This is a genomic window from Kitasatospora sp. NPDC057500 (genome assembly GCF_042802195.1).
Classification (GTDB): domain Bacteria; phylum Actinomycetota; class Actinomycetes; order Streptomycetales; family Streptomycetaceae; genus Kitasatospora.
On record NZ_JBHVER010000182.1, the window covers coordinates 1 to 16778 of the forward strand.

The window sequence follows — 16778 nt, forward strand, 5'->3', positions numbered from 1 at the left end:
CCGTATGACTAGTTCTTCTGGATCTGGTCGAAGGAGAGCTCGACCGGGGTCTCCCGGCCGAAGATCTCGACCAGGCCCTTGACCTTCTTCGAGTCGGGGTTGATCTCGTTGATGGTCGCCTGCAGGGTGGCGAACGGGCCGTCGGTGACGGTGACCGAGTCGCCGACCTCGAAGTCGAGCACCTGGATCTCGCTGGGCTTGACCGGCGAGGGCTTGCCGGCCTCCTTCGCGGCCTGGCGCTCCACGTCGGGGGCGAGCATCTTGACGACCTCGTCCAGGGTCAGCGGGTACGGGTCGTAGGCGTTGCCGACGAAGCCGGTGACACCGGGGGTGTTGCGCACGACGCCCCAGGACTCCGGGGTGAGGTCCATGCGCACCAGGACGTAGCCGGGGAGCTTGTTCTGGCGGATCGTCTTGCGGTCGCCGTTCTTGATCTGGACGACCTCCTCCTGCGGCACCTCGGCCTGGAAGATGTACTCCTCGACGTTCAGCGAGACGGCGCGCTGCTCCAGGTTCTGCTTCACCCGGTTCTCGTAGCCGGCGTAGGTGTGGATCACGTACCACTCGCCCGGCATGAACCGCAGGTCCTCGCGGAACTTGGCGACCGGGTCGACCTCCTCGGCCGGCTCGGCCTCGTCCCCGGTCTCCTCGGCGACGGCCTCCTCGGCCTCGTCCTCGTCCTCGTCGGACTCCACGTGCAGCGCGGCCTCCTCGGCCGACTCCCCGGCCTCGGCCTCGTCGAACGCCTCGGCCTCGTCCTCGTCGGCGTCGACGGCGTCCACGATCTGCTGCTCGTCGGACTCGACGTCGTCAGCCAGCTCGGCCGCGTCCTCGGCGGCGACATCCGCCTCGCGGACGGTCTCGTCGGCGTCGTACAGGGGGGACTCAGACACGGTGGCTTCTTTCCTGGAGATGGTGAAGGTGGCGCGCTCCGCGACGGACCGGCGACGCTCCGCTCACGCGGTCGCCGGAAGTTCGCCCCGGAGACTTCAACAGTACCGAGTCAACGGTAGCGGCCCCGTACCGCCGACGCAGACAGCTCGACCCGGGCCGAGGATCGGCCCGGGTCGGGGAAGCTGTTTCGAAGGTGGACGGCTGCGTCAGCCGAAGATCCAGAGGGCGGCCTTGGAGAAGCCGTAGTCGAGACCGGAGACGAAGGCCATCACGACCACGACGAACACCACCACCACGGTGGTGTAGCTCACCAGCTGGTTGCGCGTCGGCCAGACGACCTTGCGCAGCTCCGCGATGATCTGCCGGTAGAAGAGGGCGAGGCGGGCGAACGCGCCCTTCTTGGCCCGCTTGCCGGACTTCTTGTCGCCAGAGCGCTTGCGGCGCGACTCGCCCTCCGCGGGCGTGGTCTCGGCAGCGCCGTCGGTCCCCTCGGGGTTGCCGCTCTCAGGCGTTGCGGTGGAGCCCGTGGTCTCCGTCACTCGTCCTCACCTGAATCCGGGTCCTGCCGAGCGTCGACTGCGTACCCCGAAAAGGGCACGAGCGGCCGGCTAACGGTGCTGATCGGCGCCCTCTCCGCATCAAGCCCGCTCGCTCTGCGGAGCGAACGGGCTGAATACGGATCAAGCAGCAGGGCAAGAGGGACTTGAACCCCCAACCGCCGGTTTTGGAGACCGGTGCTCTACCAATTGAGCTATTGCCCTACGGAACCTCGCGGCCCCAGTAGCGACCACCAACCTACCGCATCTTCCACCGATCCCCGCACAGGTTCTGTACGGCGGCGGAGGCTCCGGTTCGTTCGGTGGCCGTCGAGCAGTGAGTGTACGTGGTCGGAGGGCGTTTGGTCGAACCTCTTTCTTTTCCGGTTGTCGCGCGCGCCACGCCGGGCCGCCATGTGGACGGCCCCGTACATATCGTGAAACCGCCATGCCCGGCCCGTGTGCGGTCTGCGACCATGCAGGCATGAGCGCTTCCACCCCGCAGCCCGACAGTTCCGTCCGCCCCGCCGACCGCCGCGTCTCCGCCCGGATCGGCGCGATCGCCGAGTCCGCCACCCTCGCCGTGGACGCCAAGGCCAAGGCCCTCAAGGCGGCCGGCCGGCCGGTCATCGGCTTCGGCGCCGGCGAGCCGGACTTCCCCACCCCGGACTACATCGTCGAGGCGGCCGTCGAGGCCTGCCGCGACCCCAGGAACCACCGCTACACCCCGGCCGGCGGCCTGCCCGAGCTCAAGGAGGCGATCGCGGCCAAGACGCTGCGCGACTCCGGCTACGCGGTGGACGCCTCCCAGGTGCTGGTGACCAACGGCGGCAAGCAGGCGATCTACGAGGCGTTCGCGGCGATCCTCGACCCGGGCGACGAGGTCATCGTCCCGGCGCCGTACTGGACCACCTACCCCGAGTCGATCCAGCTGGCCGGCGGCGTGCCGGTGGAGGTCGTGACCGACGAGACCACCGGCTACAAGGTCTCGGTCGAGCAGCTGGAGGCCGCCCGCACCGAGAACACCAAGGTGGTGCTCTTCGTCTCGCCGTCCAACCCGACCGGCGCGGTGTACACCCGGGCCGAGGCGGAGGCGATCGGCCGCTGGGCGGTCGAGCACGGGCTGTGGGTGCTCACCGACGAGATCTACGAGCACCTGGTCTACGGCGACGCGGAGTTCACCTCGCTGCCGGCCCTGCTGCCCGAGCTGGCCGACAAGACCATCGTGGTCAACGGCGTGGCCAAGACCTACGCGATGACCGGCTGGCGGGTGGGCTGGGTGATCGGCCCCAAGGACGTCGTCAAGGCCGCGACCAACCTGCAGTCGCACGCCACCTCGAACGTCTCCAACGTGGCCCAGCGAGCCGCCCTGGCCGCCGTCGCCGGCGACCTCTCCGCCGTCCACGAGATGCGCACCGCCTTCGACCGGCGCCGCCGCACCATCGTGAAGATGCTCAACGAGATCGACGGCGTGGTCTGCCCCGAGCCCGAGGGCGCCTTCTACGTGTACCCGTCCGTCAAGGCCCTGCTGGGCAAGGAGATCCGCGGACAGCGCCCGCAGACCTCCGCCGAGCTCGCCTCGCTGATCCTCGACGAGGTCGAGGTCGCGGTCGTCCCCGGCGAGGCCTTCGGCACCCCCGGCTACCTGCGCCTCTCCTACGCCCTGGGCGACACCGACCTCGCCGAGGGCGTCGGCCGCATCCAGAAGCTGCTGGGCGAGGCCCGCGACTGAGGCAGTCAACCCCTGATTGACCGGACCGCCCTCTTTCCACCCCTTCGGGGGACGGGAGGAGGGCGGTTCCCGTAGCACCCCCCGATACGGCAGGATTCGTGAATGGAACGCCTGCTGAACCCGCGAGACGTCAGGGACCTCCCGAAGGCCCACCTGCACCTGCACTTCACCGGCTCGATGCGCCCGGCCACCCTGCTCGAACTGGCCGACAAGCACGGGGTCCGGCTGCCGGAGGCGCTCAGCTCCGGCGAGCCGCCCAAGCTGCGGGCCACCGACGAACGCGGCTGGTTCCGCTTCCAGCGCCTCTACGACACCGCCCGCTCCTGCCTGCGCGACGAGAGCGACATCCGCCGGCTGGTCCGGGAGACCGCCGAGGACGAGCGGCGGGACGGCTCCCGCTGGCTGGAGATCCAGGTCGACCCGACCTCCTACGCACCCCGGCTGGGCGGCCTGATCCCCGCCCTGGAACTGATCCTGGACGCGGTGGAGGACGCCGCCGGGGCCACCGGAGTCGGCATCCGGGTCCTGGTCGCCGCCAACCGGATGAAGTCCCCGATGGACGCCCGCACGCTGGCCCGGCTCGCCGTCCGGTACGCCGACCGGGGCGTGGTCGGCTTCGGCCTCTCCAACGACGAGCGGCGCGGGCTGGCCCGCGACTTCGACCGGGCCTTCGACATCGCCCGCAAGGGCGGACTGCTGGCCGCCCCGCACGGCGGCGAGCTGGCCGGCCCGGAGTCCGTCCGGGACTGCCTGGACGACCTCGGCGCCGGCCGGATCGGCCACGGCGTGCGGGCCGCCGAGGACGAGCGGCTGATGCAGCGGCTGGCCGACCGTCAGATCACCTGCGAGGTCTGCCCGTCCTCCAACGTCTCGCTCGGCGTCTACGAGCGCCCCGAGGACGTCCCGCTGCGCCGGCTGTTCGACGCCGGGGTGCCGCTCGCGCTGGGCGCCGACGACCCGCTGCTGTTCGGCACCCGGCTCGCCGCCCAGTACGACCTGACCCGCGACGTGCTGGGCTTCACCGACCAGGAGCTGGCCGAGCTGGCCCGCCAGTCGGTGCGCGGTTCGTGCGCGCCGGAGAGCGTGCGCAAGCAGCTGCTGGCCGACATCGACGCCTGGCTGACCGGCTGAGCCGCCGCTACAACCGGACGCCCACCATCACCGGCTCGTTGACCAGTTCCACCCCGAAGGCCGCCCGCACGCCGTCCCGGATCTCCCGGGCCAGCGCGAGCAGGTCCTCGGTGGTGGCGGCGCCGCGGTTGGTGAGCGCCAGGGTGTGCTTGGTGGAGAGGGTCGCCGGGCCGCTGCCGTAGCCCTTGCCGAACCCGGCCTTGTCGATCAGCCAGGCCGCCGAGGTCTTGGTGCACCCGTCCGGCGCCGGGTAGGCGGGGGCGGTCAGCTCCCGCCCGGCGGCCACCGCCAGGAAGGCCGCGTACTGATCGGCGCTCAGCACCGGGTTGGTGAAGAAGGAGCCGGCCGACCAGGTGTCGTGGTCCGCGGCGTCCAGCACCATGCCCTTGCCGGCCCGCAGGCCCAGCACCGCGTCGTGCGCCTCGCGCAGGCCGACCCGCTCGTCCTGGGCCACCCCGAAGTGCTTGGCGACCTCGGCGTAGCGGACCGGGGTGGAGCGCCCGGCGGCGTCCTCCAGCGCGAAGCGGACCCGCAGCACCACATAGCGGTCCGGCTCCGCCTTGAAGCGGCTGTGCCGGTAGGAGAAGGCGCAGGCCTCGTTGCCGAGGGTGACGCTCTCGCCGGTGCGGCGGTCGTAGGCGACCACCCCGGTGACCGTCTGGGCGACCTCCTGGCCGTACGCGCCGACGTTCTGCACCGGAGTGGCGCCGGCCGAACCGGGGATGCCGGCCAGGAACTCGATGCCGGCCAGGCCCGCGTCGACGGTGCGGGCCACCGCGTCGGCCCAGACCTCGCCGGCGGCCAGCTCCAGCGCGGTGCCGTCGAGGTCGAAGCCGGTGGTGGCGATCCGCAGCACGGTGCCGGGGAAGCCGGCGTCGCCGATCACCAGGTTGGAGCCGCCGCCGATCACCAGCAGCGGCTCCCCCGCCGTGTCCGCGGCGCGGACGGCGGCGATCACCTCGTCGTCGGTGTGCGCGGTCACCAGGCGGCGGGCCGGGCCGCCGAGCCGCAGGGTGGTCAGCGGGGCGAGGGGGGCGTCGAGTTCTTCCAGCACGCCCCCCAGCGTACGGGGGTCCCGTACGCTCCCCCGCCGGGGCCGGGCGGCGCTCAGGCCAGCCGGACGACCGCCCGGGACATGCCGAGCACCTTCTGGCCCGCGTAGGTCGCCACCAGGTCGACCTGGACCTTCTGGTCGTCGAGCAGCTTGGCGACCTTGCCGGTGACCTCGATCACCGAGCCGACGCCGTCGTTGGGCACCGGCACCGGGCGGGTGAACCGGACGCCGTACTCGACCACCGCGGCCGGGTCGCCGATCCAGTCGGTGACCACCCGGACGGCCTCGGCCATGGTGAACATGCCGTGCGCGATGACGTCGGGCAGGCCGACCTCCAGCGCGAACCTCTCGTTCCAGTGGATCGGGTTGAAGTCGCCGGAGGCCCCCGCGTACTGCACCAGGGTGGCGCGGGTCACCGGGAAGGACTGCGCCGGCAGCTCGGTGCCGGCCTCGACCTCGTCGTAGCGGACCGTCATCGGGCTCACTCCCCCGTCTTCTCGTCGGCGGCCCGGGCCACCAGGGTCATGACCGACGTCACCACGTGCTCGCCGGACTCGTCGGCGATCTCGCCGCGCACGGTGAGCACGTCGTTGCCGGCCAGCGACTTGATGTTGTCGACGGTGACCTCGACGGTCAGCCGGTCACCGGCCCGCACCGGGCGGGTGTAGGCGAACTTCTGGTCGCCGTGCACCACCCGGCTGTAGTCGAGCCCGAGCTCCGGGTCCTGGACGACCTGGGCGGAGGCCCGCATGCTGAGCACGATCGGGAAGGTCGGCGGGGCGATCACGTCCGGGTGGCCGAGCGCCTTGGCCGCCTCCGGGTCGGTGTACGCCGGGTTGGCGTCACCCACGGCGACGGCGAACTCACGGATCTTCTCGCGGCCGACCTCGTAGGGCTCGGTGGGCGGATACGTCCGCCCGATGAAGGAGGGGTCGAGTGCCATCGGCGGAGCTCCTCGGAAACGCGGTGGACAAACGAGAAAAACTCCGGACCGCAACCCAGTGAGGGATGCGGCCCGGAGTCGAAGACCTGAATTCACACAGGCCCGGTGCCCTACGAGAGGGTCAGCGGGTCTCGCGGTGCGCAGTGTGCGAGTTGCAGCGGGGGCAGTGCTTCTTCATCTCAAGACGGTCCGGGTCGTTACGCCGGTTCTTCTTGGTGATGTAGTTCCGCTCCTTGCACTCCACGCAGGCCAGCGTGATCTTCGGGCGGACGTCGGTGGCAGCCACGGGAGTGCCTTCCTTGGACAATGAATGAGAACACAGACAAGAGTAGCCGACCGGGAGTGCGATCTCCCGACCGACTACGCGGGGTAGCGGTGACCGGACTTGAACCGGTGACACAGCGATTATGAGCCGCTTGCTCTACCAACTGAGCTACACCGCCACAGTGATCCGGAGCACAGCCGAAGCCGACTCCTTCTCACCAGAGCCCCCATGCGGAATCGAACCGCAGACCTTCTCCTTACCATGGAGACGCTCTACCGACTGAGCTATAGGGGCGAACGAGGAAGAGATTACACGTTCCGCGCCCAGAGGTGAAATCCGTATCCGGCGGCGAACTCCGCAGGTCCGCGGCGCGCACGGCCGATCGATCGAAGGCCCGGCGTTCGATCACCCCCCGCGGCCGCGGCCCGACCCGATACGACTATTGCCCGCCTCCCGCCGCCCCGGGGCCGCCCCCCGTAGGCTCGGCGCTCATTGACGCGAGCAGGAGCCGGACGCGAGAAGGAGCCGGGCGATGGACAGCGCAGCCGCCGACGGACCGCAGCCCGGCCCCGGCCCGGCCGCCAACCCGCTCGGGCACGGACCCGTCCTGCTGCTCACCGGGGCCAGGCTGGCCGACGGCCGGGTGGTGGACGTACGGATCAGCGGCGACCGGATCCAGGCCGTCGGCACCACCGGCGGGCTCGGCCCGCTGCCCGCCCTGCCCGGCGCCCCCACCGTCACCACCGGGGCCCGGATCGACCTGCGCGGCTACCTGCTGCTGCCGGCCCCGGCCGAGGCCCACGCCCACTACGACGTCGCCTTCTCCGCCGCGCTCCCCGAGCCCCCGCCGGAGACCTCCGCCGACCTCACCCGGCGGGTCACCGAGGCCGCGCTGACCTCGCTCGGCTACGGCGCGACCGCCCAGCGCACCCACGTCCGGATCGGCGACGTGCACGGACTGCGCCGGCTGGAGGCGGTGCTCACCGCCCAGCAGGCGCTGCGCGGCCTCGCCGAGCTCCAGGCCGTGGCGATGCCCCGGCTGCTCACCGGCCGGGCCGGGGCGGACGGCCGGGCCCAGCTGCGGGAGGCGCTCAAGCTCGGTGCCACCGCGGCCGGCGGCTGCCCCGAACTGGACCCGGACCCGGCGGGCTACGTCCAGCTGCTGCTGGAGGCCGCCCGGGAGGCGGACTGCCCGGTGGACCTGCACACCACCGCCGCCGACCCCGCCCGGCTGGCCCGGCTGGCCGGGGCGCTGGCGCCGCTGCGGCCCCGGGTGGTGCTCGGGCCGTGCGGATCGCTCGCGCCGGGCGCCTCGACGGTGCTGGCCAACGCCGGGGTCCGGGTGGTCTGCCTGCCGCAGAACGGCGGCTGCGCGGGGCTGGAGGGCCTGGCCCCGGCCTCCGGGCTGCGGTCGGCGCCGCTGCGCGAGCTGGTGAAGGCCGGGGTGCCGCTGGTGGCCGGCAGCGGATCGCTGCGCGACGGCGCCAACCCGGTCGGCCGGGCGGATCCGCTGGAGGCGGCGTACCTGCTCGCGGCGGGCGGGGTACTGGGGCCGGAGGCGGCGTACGACGCGGTGTCCAACCAGGCGCGGCTGGCGCTCGGGCTGCCGCCGGTCCGGGTGGACGCGGGCTTCCCGGCCGAGCTGCTGGCGGTGCGCGGCGACAGCCTGGCCGGGGCGCTGGCCGGCGGGCACAGCCGGCTGGTGGTGCACAGCGGACGGGTGGTCAGCCGGACCAGTGCGGTGCGCGAGTTCGCCGACACGGTGGCCCTGGCGCTGCCCCGGCAGTCGGACGGCACGGACGGGCGCGGGCCGGACGAGTGATCGGGGCGCGCGGCATCGGTACCGCGCGCCCCTCCCCCACTGCCGGCCGCCTGAGCGGCGGAGCGGCGCCCCGGACATCCCCCACATGGAGCGGGACGCCGCTCCCTCACTGCTGACGCTACGCCCGCGAACGGTTGGTTCCGGCGGCTCTTGACGGCCTGTTGGCGCCGGGGCGGGCGCTCTTGACGGCTCCTTGACGCGGCGGCGGTGCGGGGCCGTCAGGGCTCGTAGCGGTAGCCGATGCCCGGCTCGGTGATCAGGTGGCGCGGCCGGGCCGGGTCGCGCTCCAGTTTCCGCCGCAGACCGGCCAGGTAGACCCGCAGGTAGTTGCCGCGCCGCTCCTGGGCCGGCCCCCAGACCTCGCGCAGGATCTGCCGCCCGGGCACCAGCCGTCCCGGACTGGCCAGCAGCAGGGCGAGGATCCGCCACTCGGTCGGGGTGAGCCGCACCGGCCCCCCGGGCCCGGTCACCGTGGTGGCCGCGAGGTCCACCGTGTGGTCGCCGATCACCGGTGCGGGCGCGGCCGGGCCGGCCACCGGCGGGCGGCGCAGCACGGCGCGCAGCCGGGCCAGCAGTTCCTCCATCAGGAACGGCTTGGTGAGGTAGTCGTCCGCGCCCGCGTCCAGCGCGTTCACCTTGTCGGCGGCTCCGGAGCGGCCGGAGAGCACGATGATCGGCACCGTACTGCGGCGGCGCAGTCCGCGCAGGACGTCCATGCCGTCCAGGTCGGGCAGGCCGAGGTCGAGCAGCACGGCGTCGGGGGTGCCGGCCGCGGCGCGGTCCAGGGCCTCGCCGCCGGTGGCGGCGGTGCGGACGGCGTACTGCCGGGCGCCGAGGTTGATCCGCAGGGTGCGCAGCAGCGCGGGCTCGTCGTCGACGATCAGGATCTCGCTCATGCGGGGGCCTCCCCCGGGTGGGCGGCGGGCAGGGTGAGCAGCATGGTGGTGCCGCCGCCGGGGGTGTCCTCGACCTCCAGGCTGCCGCCCATCGCCTCGGCCAGGCCGCGGGAGAGGGCGAGGCCGAGGCCGACGCCCTGGGTGTTGTCGGTGTCGCCGAGGCGCTGGAACGGCAGGAAGACCCGGTCGCGGTCCTCGGGGGCGATGCCGGGGCCGCGGTCGATCACCCGCAGTTCGACCCGCTCGGCGTGGTGGCTGGCGGCGACCAGGACGGGCGCGCCGGGCGCGTTGTGCCGCAGCGCGTTGGTGATCACGTTGGCGAGCACCCGTTCCAGCAGCGGCGGGTCGGCGAGCACGGGCGGCACGGCCTCCAGGTCGAGCGGCTGGACGGGCGCGTACGGGTCGGCGAGCGAGTCGAGGGCGCGCGGCAGGATCTCGTCGAGGTGGGTCAAGGTGAGGTGCAGGGTGAGCGCGCCGGCCTGGAGGCGGCTCATGTCGAGCAGGTTGTCCACCAGACGGGTGAGTTTGACGAGGGACTCGTCGGCGGTGGCGAGCAGTTCGGCCCGGTCCTCGGGGGAGAACTCGACGTCGGGGCTGCGCAGCGAGCCGACCGAGGCGAGGGCGGCGGCCAGCGGGGTGCGCAGGTCGTGGCTGACGGCGGCGAGCAGCGCGGTGCGCATCCGGTCGGCGGCCCTGATCGGTTCGACCTCGGCGGCGACCACGGCGAGCCGGTCGCGTTCCAGGGCGACGGCGACGTGCGCGGCGAAGGCGGTGAGGACGCGCTGGTCGGCGGCGGGCAGTCGGCGGCCGGTGAGGACGAGCACGGCGTCGGGGCCGACCGGGACCTCGGTGGTCTCCTCGGCCGGCCGGGGTCCGGGCCCGCCGTCGCTGTCGTGGGTGTCGCAGGAGGCCAGCACCCCGCCGCCGGTGCGTTCCAGCAGGGCGACGGTCCGCATGCCGAAGGCGGTGCGGGACTTCTCCAGCAGGGCGGGCAGCGCGTCGGCGCCGCGCAGCACGCTGCCGGCCAGGGTGGAGAGGGTCTCGGCCTCGGCGGTGGCCCGGGCGGCCCTGGCGGTGAGCCGGGCGGCGTGGTCGACCACGGTGGAGACGGTCAGCGCGACGGCGGCGAAGACCACCAGGGCGATGATGTTGTTGGTCTCGCCGATGGTGAAGTCGTGGACGGGCGGGATGAAGAAGTAGTTGAGCAGCACCGAGGCGACCAGCGAGGCCACCAGGGCCGAGGTCGCGCCGCCGAGCAGGGCCACCGCGACCACGCCGAGCTGGAAGATCAGCGCGTCGGTGGTGAGGTTGACGGTCTCGTGGAACTGCGAGAGCAGCGCGGTCAGCAGCCAGGGCACCGCCAGGCCGGCGAGGAAGCCGGCGACGGTGCGCCGCCGGGAGTGGCGGCGGCCGAGCGCGGGCAGCCGGCCGCGGCCGGTGAACTCGTGGGTGACCATGTGGACGTCGATGTCCTCGGAGGCGCCGACGGTGGTCTCGCCGATGCCGGGACCGGTGAGGAAGCGGGCGGTTCGGCCGCGCCGGCTGGTGCCGAGGACGAGCTGGGTGGCGTCGTGGGCGCGGGCGAAGGCGAGCAGCGCGGTGGGGATGTCGTCGCCGACCACCACGTGGTAGCTGCCGCCGAGGGTCTCCACCAGTTGCCGCTGCTGGGCGAGCGCGCCGGAGGAGGCGCCGGCCAGGCCGTCGCTGCGGGTGACGTGGACGGCGAGCAGGTCGCCGCCGGCGGTGCGGTCCGAGATGCGGGCGGCGCGGCGGATCAGCGTCTCGCCCTCGGGTCCGCCGGTGAGGGCGACCACGACGCGTTCGCGGGCCTCCCAGACCCGGTCGATGTCGTGGCTGGCCCGGTAGTCGCGCAGGCCCTCGTCGACCCGCCCGGCCACCCAGAGCAGGGCGAGTTCGCGCAGGGCGGTGAGGTTGCCGACCCGGAAGTAGTGGGAGAGCGCGGCGTCCACCTTCTCCGCCCGGTAGACGTTGCCGTGGGCCATCCTGCGGCGCAGTGCCTGGGGGGCCATGTCGACGAGTTCGATCTGGTCGGCCCGGCGGACCACCTCGTCCGGGACGGTCTCGCGCTGCGGGATGCCGGTGATCTTGCGGACGACGTCGTTCAGCGATTCCAGGTGCTGGATGTTGACGGTGGTGATGACGTCGATCCCGGCGTCGAGCAGTTCCTCGACGTCCTGCCAGCGCTTGGCGTTGCGCCCGCCGGGGATGTTGGTGTGGGCGAGTTCGTCGACCAGCACGACGGCGGGGCGGCGTTCGAGCACCGCGTCGAGGTCCATCTCCTCGAAGTCGCCGTCCCGGTAGGAGCGGTGGACCCCGGGCAGGGCCTCCAGGCCGTCGAGCATGGCCTCGGTGTGCCGGCGGCCGTGGCACTCGATCCAGCCGACGACGACGTCCGCGCCGCGGTCCCGTCTGCGCCGTGCCTCGTCCAGCATCCGGTAGGTCTTGCCGACACCGGGGGCGGAGCCGAGGTACACCCTCAGCCGGCCGCGTCGGTGGCCGGTGCCGGGGGCGAGGTCGCGGGCCATGGGCGCTGCTCTTTCGTTCTGCGTCGCTGCGGGAGGGGGACGGACGGCGGGCCGACCCGGGTGCGGGGCGCTCACCCCGGCCCGGATCGGCCCGTCTCAGCTGCCTGGCCGAAAGGCCGTCACTTCTGCTCCGCCAGCGCCCTGTTCAGCAGGACGACGTTGACGCCCGGCTGTCCGAGGAAGCCCAGCGAGCGGCCGTCGGTGTGCTTCTCGACCAGCTTGCGGACGGTGTCGGCCGACAGGTCGCGGGCCTTGGCGACCCGGTCGACCTGCTGCTCGGCGTAGGCGGTGGAGATGTGCGGGTCGAGGCCGGAGCCGGAGGCGGTGACGGCGTCCGCCGGGACGCTCGCCGGGTCGACGCCGTCGAACGCGGCGACGGCCTGGCGGCGCTCCTCGACGGCGGCGGTGAGGTCCGCGCTGTTGGGGCCCAGGTTGGAGGCGCCGGAGGCCGTGGGGTCGTAGGCGCCGGGCCTGGGCTGGAACCACTTCGGGTCGGGGCGGGGGGCTTCGTCCGGGTCGTCCGGGTTCTGCCTGGGCAGGTTGAAGTTCTGGCCCAGCAGGCTGGAGCCGGCCTCCTTGCCGTCGGCCGTCTTCACGATCGAGCCGTCGGCCCGGTCGTTGAAGACGGCCTGGGCGACACCGGTGACCAGCAGCGGGTAGGCGATGCCGAGGAGCACCGTCAGAACCAGCAGGGCGCGCAGCGCGGTGAGATGGGTGCGCACGGCGGTGGGCAGGGGCTTGGACATGGAACGCTCTCCTCTCTTGTCAGTTGAGGCCGGGGATGAACTGGACGACCAGGTCGATCAGCTTGATGCCGACGAACGGGACGACCAGTCCGCCGAAGCCGTAGAGGCCGATGTTGCGGCGCAGCAGGGAGCCTGCGTCGGAGGGGCGGTACTTCACGCCGCGCAGGGCCAGCGGGATGAGGCCGATGATGACCAGGGCGTTGAAGACGATCGCCGAGGTGATCGCGGACTGCGGGCTGTGCAGGTGCATGATGTTCAGCTTCTCCAGGCCCGGGTACACGGCCGCGAACATCGCCGGGATGATCGCGAAGTACTTGGCGACGTCGTTGGCGATGGAGAAGGTGGTCAGCGCACCCCTGGTGATCAGGAGCTGCTTGCCGATCTCGACGATCTCGATCAGCTTGGTGGGGTTGGAGTCCAGGTCGACCATGTTGCCGGCCTCCTTGGCCGCCATGGTGCCGGTGTTCATCGCGACCCCGACGTCGGCCTGGGCGAGGGCGGGGGCGTCGTTGGTGCCGTCGCCGGTCATCGCGACCAGCTTGCCGCCGGCCTGCTCCTTCTTGATCAGGGCCATCTTGTCCTCGGGGGTGGCCTCGGCGAGGAAGTCGTCCACGCCCGCCTCCTCCGCGATCGCCCGGGCGGTCAGCGGGTTGTCGCCGGTGATCATGACGGTCCTGATGCCCATCCGGCGCAGCTCGTCGAACCGCTCCCGCATGCCCTCCTTCACCACGTCCTTGAGGTGGATGACACCGAGGACGCGGGCCGGGGCGTCGGCGGTCCTGGTGGCGACCACCAGCGGGGTGCCGCCGGCCCCGGAGATGCCGTCGACCAGGGAGGAGACCTCCTCCGTGACGGTGCCGCCGTTGCCGGTGACCCAGGTGGCGACGGCCGAGGCCGCGCCCTTGCGGACCTGGTGCAGCCCGTCCGTCTCGTCCAGGTCGACGCCGGACATCCGGGTCTGCGCGGTGAACGGCACCCAGGCGGCGTGGGCCAACTCGCCCTGGGCGCGGGCCCGCAGGCCGTACGCCGTCTTCGCCAGGACCACGATCGAGCGGCCCTCCGGCGTCTCGTCGGCCAGCGAGGAGAGCTGGGCGGCGTCGGCCAGTTCGTCGGTGGACACGCCGGTCACCGCGAGGAACTCGGCGGCCTGGCGGTTGCCGAGGGTGATGGTGCCGGTCTTGTCGAGCAGCAGGGTGGTGACGTCGCCGGCGGCCTCGACGGCGCGCCCCGACATCGCCAGCACGTTGCGCTGGACCAGCCGGTCCATGCCGGCGATTCCGATCGCCGAGAGCAGTGCGCCGATGGTGGTCGGGATCAGCGCCACGATCAGCGCGACCAGCACGATCATCGACTGCGGGGCGCCCGCGTAGGTCGCCATCGGCTGCAGGGTGACGACCGCGGTCAGGAAGACGATGGTCAGCGAGGCCAGCAGGATGTTGAGCGCGATCTCATTGGGCGTCTTCTGCCGGGCGGCGCCCTCGACCAGGGCGATCATCCGGTCGATGAAGGTCTTGCCGGGCTCGGAGGAGATCTTCACCACGATCCGGTCGGAGAGCACCTTGGTACCGCCGGTCACGGCCGAGCGGTCGCCGCCCGATTCGCGGATCACCGGCGCGGACTCACCGGTGATCGCGGACTCGTCGACCGAGGCGACGCCCTCGACGACGTCGCCGTCACCGGGGATGATCTGCCCGGCCTCGACCACCACGTGGTCGCCGAGCCGCAGCGCGGTGCCGGACACCTCCTCCTCGGCCCGCGACGCCGGCCAGTCGGTGAGGCGGCGGGCCGTGGTGTCGGTCCTGGTGCGGCGCAGGGTGTCCGCCTGCGCCTTGCCGCGGCCCTCGGCGACGGCCTCGGCCAGGTTGGCGAAGACCGTGGTCAGCCAGAGCCAGACGGTGATCGACCAGGCGAACACCGACGGGTCGGCCACCGCGGAGACCGTGGTGACGACCGAGCCGACCTCGACCACGAACATCACCGGGTTCTTGACCATCACCCGGGGGTCGAGCTTCTTCACCGCGTCCGGCAGGGACGCCAGGAGCAGCTTGGGGTCGAGCAGGCCGCCGGCCGCTCCGTGCGGCGCCCCGGCGGGCGCCGTCTCCGGCCGCGGGTCCGGCTGTCCGGTCTGCCCGGACTTCTCGGTAAGGGTGGACGACATCAGGAGAGACCTTCCGCGATCGGCCCGAGAGCCAGGGCCGGGAAGTAGGTGAGGCCGACGACGATCAGGACGACGCCCGACAGCAGGCCCACGAACAGCGGCTTGTGGGTGGGCAGGGTGCCCGGGGTGGCGGGGACCGGCTGCTGCTGCGCGAGCGCGCCGGCCAGGGCGAGGACGAAGACCATCGGCAGGAACCGGCCGAACACCATGGCCAGGCCGATCGCGGTGTCGTACCAGTCGGTGTTGACGGTGATGCCGCCGAACGCCGAGCCGTTGTTGTTCGCGCCCGAGGTGAAGGCGTACAGCACCTCGGAGAAGCCGTGGGCGCCGGCGTTGAGCATCCCGGCCCGCTGGCCCGGCAGCGCCATCGCCACACCGGTGCCGACCAGCACGATCGTCGGGGTGGTCAGGATGTAGAGGGAGGCGAACTTCATCTCCCGCCCGCCCAGCTTCTTGCCCAGGTACTCCGGGGTGCGCCCGACCATCAGGCCGGCCACGAAGACCGCCACGACCGCCAGCACCAGCATCCCGTAGAGGCCCGAGCCCACCCCGCCGGGCGCGATCTCGCCCAGCATCATGTTGAACATCGTCAGGCCGCCGCCGAACGGCGTGTACGAGTCGTGGAAGGAGTTCACCGCACCGGTCGAGGTCAGCGTCGTCGACGCCGCGAACATCGAGCTGGCCGCGATGCCGAACCGCTGCTCCTTGCCCTCCATCGCCCCGCCGGCCGCTTCCAGGGCGCTGCCCGCGTGCTGCGACTCGGAGAGGGTGATCAGCGCCGTCGAGGCGATCCAGAACAGCGCCATCACGGAGACGATCGCGTAGCCCTGGCGGTGGTCGCCGACCATCCGGCCGAAGGCGCGCGGCAGCGCGAACGGGATCAGCAGGATGAGGAAGACCTCGACCAGGTTGGAGAAGCCGCTCGGGTTCTCGAACGGGTGCGCCGAGTTGGCGTTGTAGAAGCCGCCGCCGTTGGTGCCCAGCAGCTTGATGACCTCCTGCGAGGCCACCGGCCCGCCCGGCACCGCCTGCGGGTCGCCCGCCAGGGTGGCCACCTCGTGGAAGCCGTGGAAGTTCTGCACCACGCCGCTCGCCACCAGGACGAGGGCGAAGACGATCGCGACGGGCAGCAGCAGGCGAACGCTGATCCGGGTCAGGTCGACCCAGAAGTTGCCGACGCGGTCGGTGCGGTTGCGCAGGAAGCCGCGGATCAGGGTCGCCACCACGGCGATGCCGACGGCCGCGGAGACGAAGTTCTGCACCGCGAGGCCGGCCATCTGGGCCAGGTGCCCCATCGCGGCCTCGCCGCTGTAGGACTGCCAGTTGGTGTTGGCCACGAAGGAGATGGCGGTGTTCCAAGCCTGGTGGCCCGGCATCTGCTCGACGCCCAGGCCCAGCGGCAGCCACTGCTGGAGGCGGATCAGGCCGTAGAGGAAGAGGACGGAGACGGCCGAGAAGGCCAGCACCGAGCGCAGGTACACCGGCCAGCGCTGGTCGGCGTCGGCGTCCACGCCGATCACCTTGTAGAGCGCCTTCTCGGCTCTCAGGTGCTTGGAGGTGGTGAGGATGCGGGCGATGTGGTCGCCCAGGGGGCGGTAGCAGAGGGCCAGGGCGCCCACCAGGGCGAGGACCTGGAGCCAGCCCGCGAGAGTCGAGCCCATGTCAGAACTTCTCCGGGTGGATCAGTGCGAGGACGAGGTAGCCGACGAGGGCGACGGCCACGATGAGACCGGCGATGTTCTCCGCGTTCACAGCTTCTCCACCCCCCGCGCGATCAGGGTGATGACGCCGAACACGGCGAGCGTGACGGCGACGTAGATCAGATCGGACATGGCTCCACCACGGTGGTTCGGAGGTGGCCGCGTCGCCCGCGAGGGAGCGGGGGATGCGGCGCCGGCGGCGGGCCGGCAAGGCCAGCCAACCGCGCTCACGAAGCGTCAACGGCGGTCTTGACGGCCTCCATACGGCGCCCGTTCGATTGTTGACGGGCTCCATACGGGCGCTTGTCCGGGCCGTGACCGGGTGCGCCGAGGCCCCGGACGGCGGGTGCCGTCC

Annotated in this window: 15 protein-coding genes and 3 tRNA genes; 3 read left to right on the forward strand and 15 right to left on the reverse strand. The window is 72.4% G+C overall.

The window, feature by feature from the left end; genetic code table 11:
• Positions 1–8: 8 nt before the first annotated feature.
• The 3 genes from nusG to ACFU74_RS29195 all read right to left on the reverse strand — a co-directional run bounded on the left by nusG (position 9) and on the right by ACFU74_RS29195 (position 1655).
• On the reverse strand, positions 9–893 hold the full coding sequence (gene nusG / locus ACFU74_RS29185; RefSeq protein ID WP_380762033.1) for a transcription termination/antitermination protein NusG: 885 nt from the start codon (positions 891–893) through the stop codon (positions 9–11).
• 207 nt (positions 894–1100) lie between these two features.
• A complete protein-coding gene (secE, locus tag ACFU74_RS29190; protein WP_380762035.1) occupies positions 1101–1433 on the reverse strand; it encodes a preprotein translocase subunit SecE in 333 nt (110 codons plus the stop codon).
• Between the two features lie 149 nt (positions 1434–1582).
• Positions 1583–1655 (reverse strand) — tRNA-Trp (locus ACFU74_RS29195).
• 259 nt (positions 1656–1914) lie between these two features.
• Between ACFU74_RS29195 and ACFU74_RS29200 the strand changes: the two genes are divergently transcribed.
• Both ACFU74_RS29200 and ACFU74_RS29205 read left to right on the forward strand, forming a co-directional pair.
• Positions 1915–3162, forward strand: coding sequence for a pyridoxal phosphate-dependent aminotransferase (locus ACFU74_RS29200; RefSeq protein WP_380762037.1), 1248 nt, complete (start codon positions 1915–1917; stop codon positions 3160–3162).
• A 102-nt stretch (positions 3163–3264) separates the two neighbouring features.
• Positions 3265–4293, forward strand: coding sequence for an adenosine deaminase (locus ACFU74_RS29205; RefSeq protein ID WP_380762039.1), 1029 nt, complete (start codon positions 3265–3267; stop codon positions 4291–4293).
• Positions 4294–4300: 7 nt separating this feature from the next.
• Here ACFU74_RS29205 and ACFU74_RS29210 read toward each other — a convergent pair whose 3' ends face one another.
• The 6 genes from ACFU74_RS29210 to ACFU74_RS29235 form a co-directional block, all read right to left on the reverse strand.
• The gene (locus tag ACFU74_RS29210) at positions 4301–5344 is read right to left on the reverse strand and encodes a UDP-N-acetylmuramate dehydrogenase (protein ID WP_380762057.1); all 1044 of its coding nucleotides are present in this window, start codon (positions 5342–5344) and stop codon (positions 4301–4303) included.
• A 56-nt stretch (positions 5345–5400) separates the two neighbouring features.
• Entirely contained in the window at positions 5401–5823 is a 423-nt protein-coding gene (locus ACFU74_RS29215; protein ID WP_380762059.1) for a MaoC family dehydratase, read from the reverse strand.
• Between the two features lie 5 nt (positions 5824–5828).
• Positions 5829–6290: a MaoC family dehydratase N-terminal domain-containing protein gene (locus ACFU74_RS29220; protein ID WP_380762041.1), complete on the reverse strand. Its 462-nt coding sequence runs from the start codon at positions 6288–6290 to the stop codon at positions 5829–5831.
• A 121-nt stretch (positions 6291–6411) separates the two neighbouring features.
• Complete coding sequence (gene rpmG / locus ACFU74_RS29225) at positions 6412–6576, reverse strand: 50S ribosomal protein L33 (protein ID WP_006604855.1); 165 nt, start codon at positions 6574–6576, stop codon at positions 6412–6414.
• An 84-nt stretch (positions 6577–6660) separates the two neighbouring features.
• A tRNA-Met gene (locus ACFU74_RS29230) sits at positions 6661–6733 on the reverse strand.
• Positions 6734–6776: 43 nt separating this feature from the next.
• Positions 6777–6849 (reverse strand) — tRNA-Thr (locus ACFU74_RS29235).
• A gap of 238 nt (positions 6850–7087) precedes the next feature.
• On the opposite strand from ACFU74_RS29235, the gene ACFU74_RS29240 reads away from it, so the two are divergent.
• The gene (locus ACFU74_RS29240; protein WP_380762043.1) at positions 7088–8377 is read left to right on the forward strand and encodes a hydrolase; all 1290 of its coding nucleotides are present in this window, start codon (positions 7088–7090) and stop codon (positions 8375–8377) included.
• Between the two features lie 218 nt (positions 8378–8595).
• Here the strand turns inward: ACFU74_RS29240 and ACFU74_RS29245 are convergent, their stop codons facing one another.
• The 6 genes from ACFU74_RS29245 to kdpF all read right to left on the reverse strand — a co-directional run bounded on the left by ACFU74_RS29245 (position 8596) and on the right by kdpF (position 16475).
• Positions 8596–9273: a response regulator gene (locus ACFU74_RS29245; RefSeq protein ID WP_380762045.1), complete on the reverse strand. Its 678-nt coding sequence runs from the start codon at positions 9271–9273 to the stop codon at positions 8596–8598.
• The gene (locus ACFU74_RS29250; RefSeq protein WP_380762047.1) at positions 9270–11819 is read right to left on the reverse strand and encodes an ATP-binding protein; all 2550 of its coding nucleotides are present in this window, start codon (positions 11817–11819) and stop codon (positions 9270–9272) included. Before ACFU74_RS29250 ends, ACFU74_RS29245 begins: the two co-directional genes overlap by 4 nt.
• A gap of 119 nt (positions 11820–11938) precedes the next feature.
• The gene (kdpC, locus tag ACFU74_RS29255) at positions 11939–12565 is read right to left on the reverse strand and encodes a potassium-transporting ATPase subunit KdpC (protein WP_380762049.1); all 627 of its coding nucleotides are present in this window, start codon (positions 12563–12565) and stop codon (positions 11939–11941) included.
• A 19-nt stretch (positions 12566–12584) separates the two neighbouring features.
• On the reverse strand, positions 12585–14723 hold the full coding sequence (kdpB, locus tag ACFU74_RS29260; RefSeq protein ID WP_380762051.1) for a potassium-transporting ATPase subunit KdpB: 2139 nt from the start codon (positions 14721–14723) through the stop codon (positions 12585–12587).
• Entirely contained in the window at positions 14723–16384 is a 1662-nt protein-coding gene (kdpA, locus tag ACFU74_RS29265; RefSeq protein ID WP_380762053.1) for a potassium-transporting ATPase subunit KdpA, read from the reverse strand. Before kdpA ends, kdpB begins: the two co-directional genes overlap by 1 nt.
• Before the next feature lies 1 nt (position 16385).
• Positions 16386–16475, reverse strand: coding sequence for a K(+)-transporting ATPase subunit F (kdpF, locus tag ACFU74_RS29270; protein WP_380762055.1), 90 nt, complete (start codon positions 16473–16475; stop codon positions 16386–16388).
• Positions 16476–16778: the final 303 nt, after the last annotated feature.

Coding starts and splice junctions, on each gene's coding strand:
- ACFU74_RS29200 (WP_380762037.1), top strand. CDS start 1,915: ATGAGCGCTTCCACCCCGCAGCCCGACAGTTCCGTCCGCCCCGCCGAC.
- ACFU74_RS29205 (WP_380762039.1), top strand. CDS start 3,265: ATGGAACGCCTGCTGAACCCGCGAGACGTCAGGGACCTCCCGAAGGCC.
- ACFU74_RS29215 (WP_380762059.1), bottom strand. CDS start 5,823: ATGACGGTCCGCTACGACGAGGTCGAGGCCGGCACCGAGCTGCCGGCG.
- ACFU74_RS29220 (WP_380762041.1), bottom strand. CDS start 6,290: ATGGCACTCGACCCCTCCTTCATCGGGCGGACGTATCCGCCCACCGAG.
- ACFU74_RS29240 (WP_380762043.1), top strand. CDS start 7,088: ATGGACAGCGCAGCCGCCGACGGACCGCAGCCCGGCCCCGGCCCGGCC.
- ACFU74_RS29245 (WP_380762045.1), bottom strand. CDS start 9,273: ATGAGCGAGATCCTGATCGTCGACGACGAGCCCGCGCTGCTGCGCACC.
- ACFU74_RS29250 (WP_380762047.1), bottom strand. CDS start 11,819: ATGGCCCGCGACCTCGCCCCCGGCACCGGCCACCGACGCGGCCGGCTG.
- kdpC (WP_380762049.1), bottom strand. CDS start 12,565: ATGTCCAAGCCCCTGCCCACCGCCGTGCGCACCCATCTCACCGCGCTG.
- kdpB (WP_380762051.1), bottom strand. CDS start 14,723: ATGTCGTCCACCCTTACCGAGAAGTCCGGGCAGACCGGACAGCCGGAC.
- kdpA (WP_380762053.1), bottom strand. CDS start 16,384: ATGGGCTCGACTCTCGCGGGCTGGCTCCAGGTCCTCGCCCTGGTGGGC.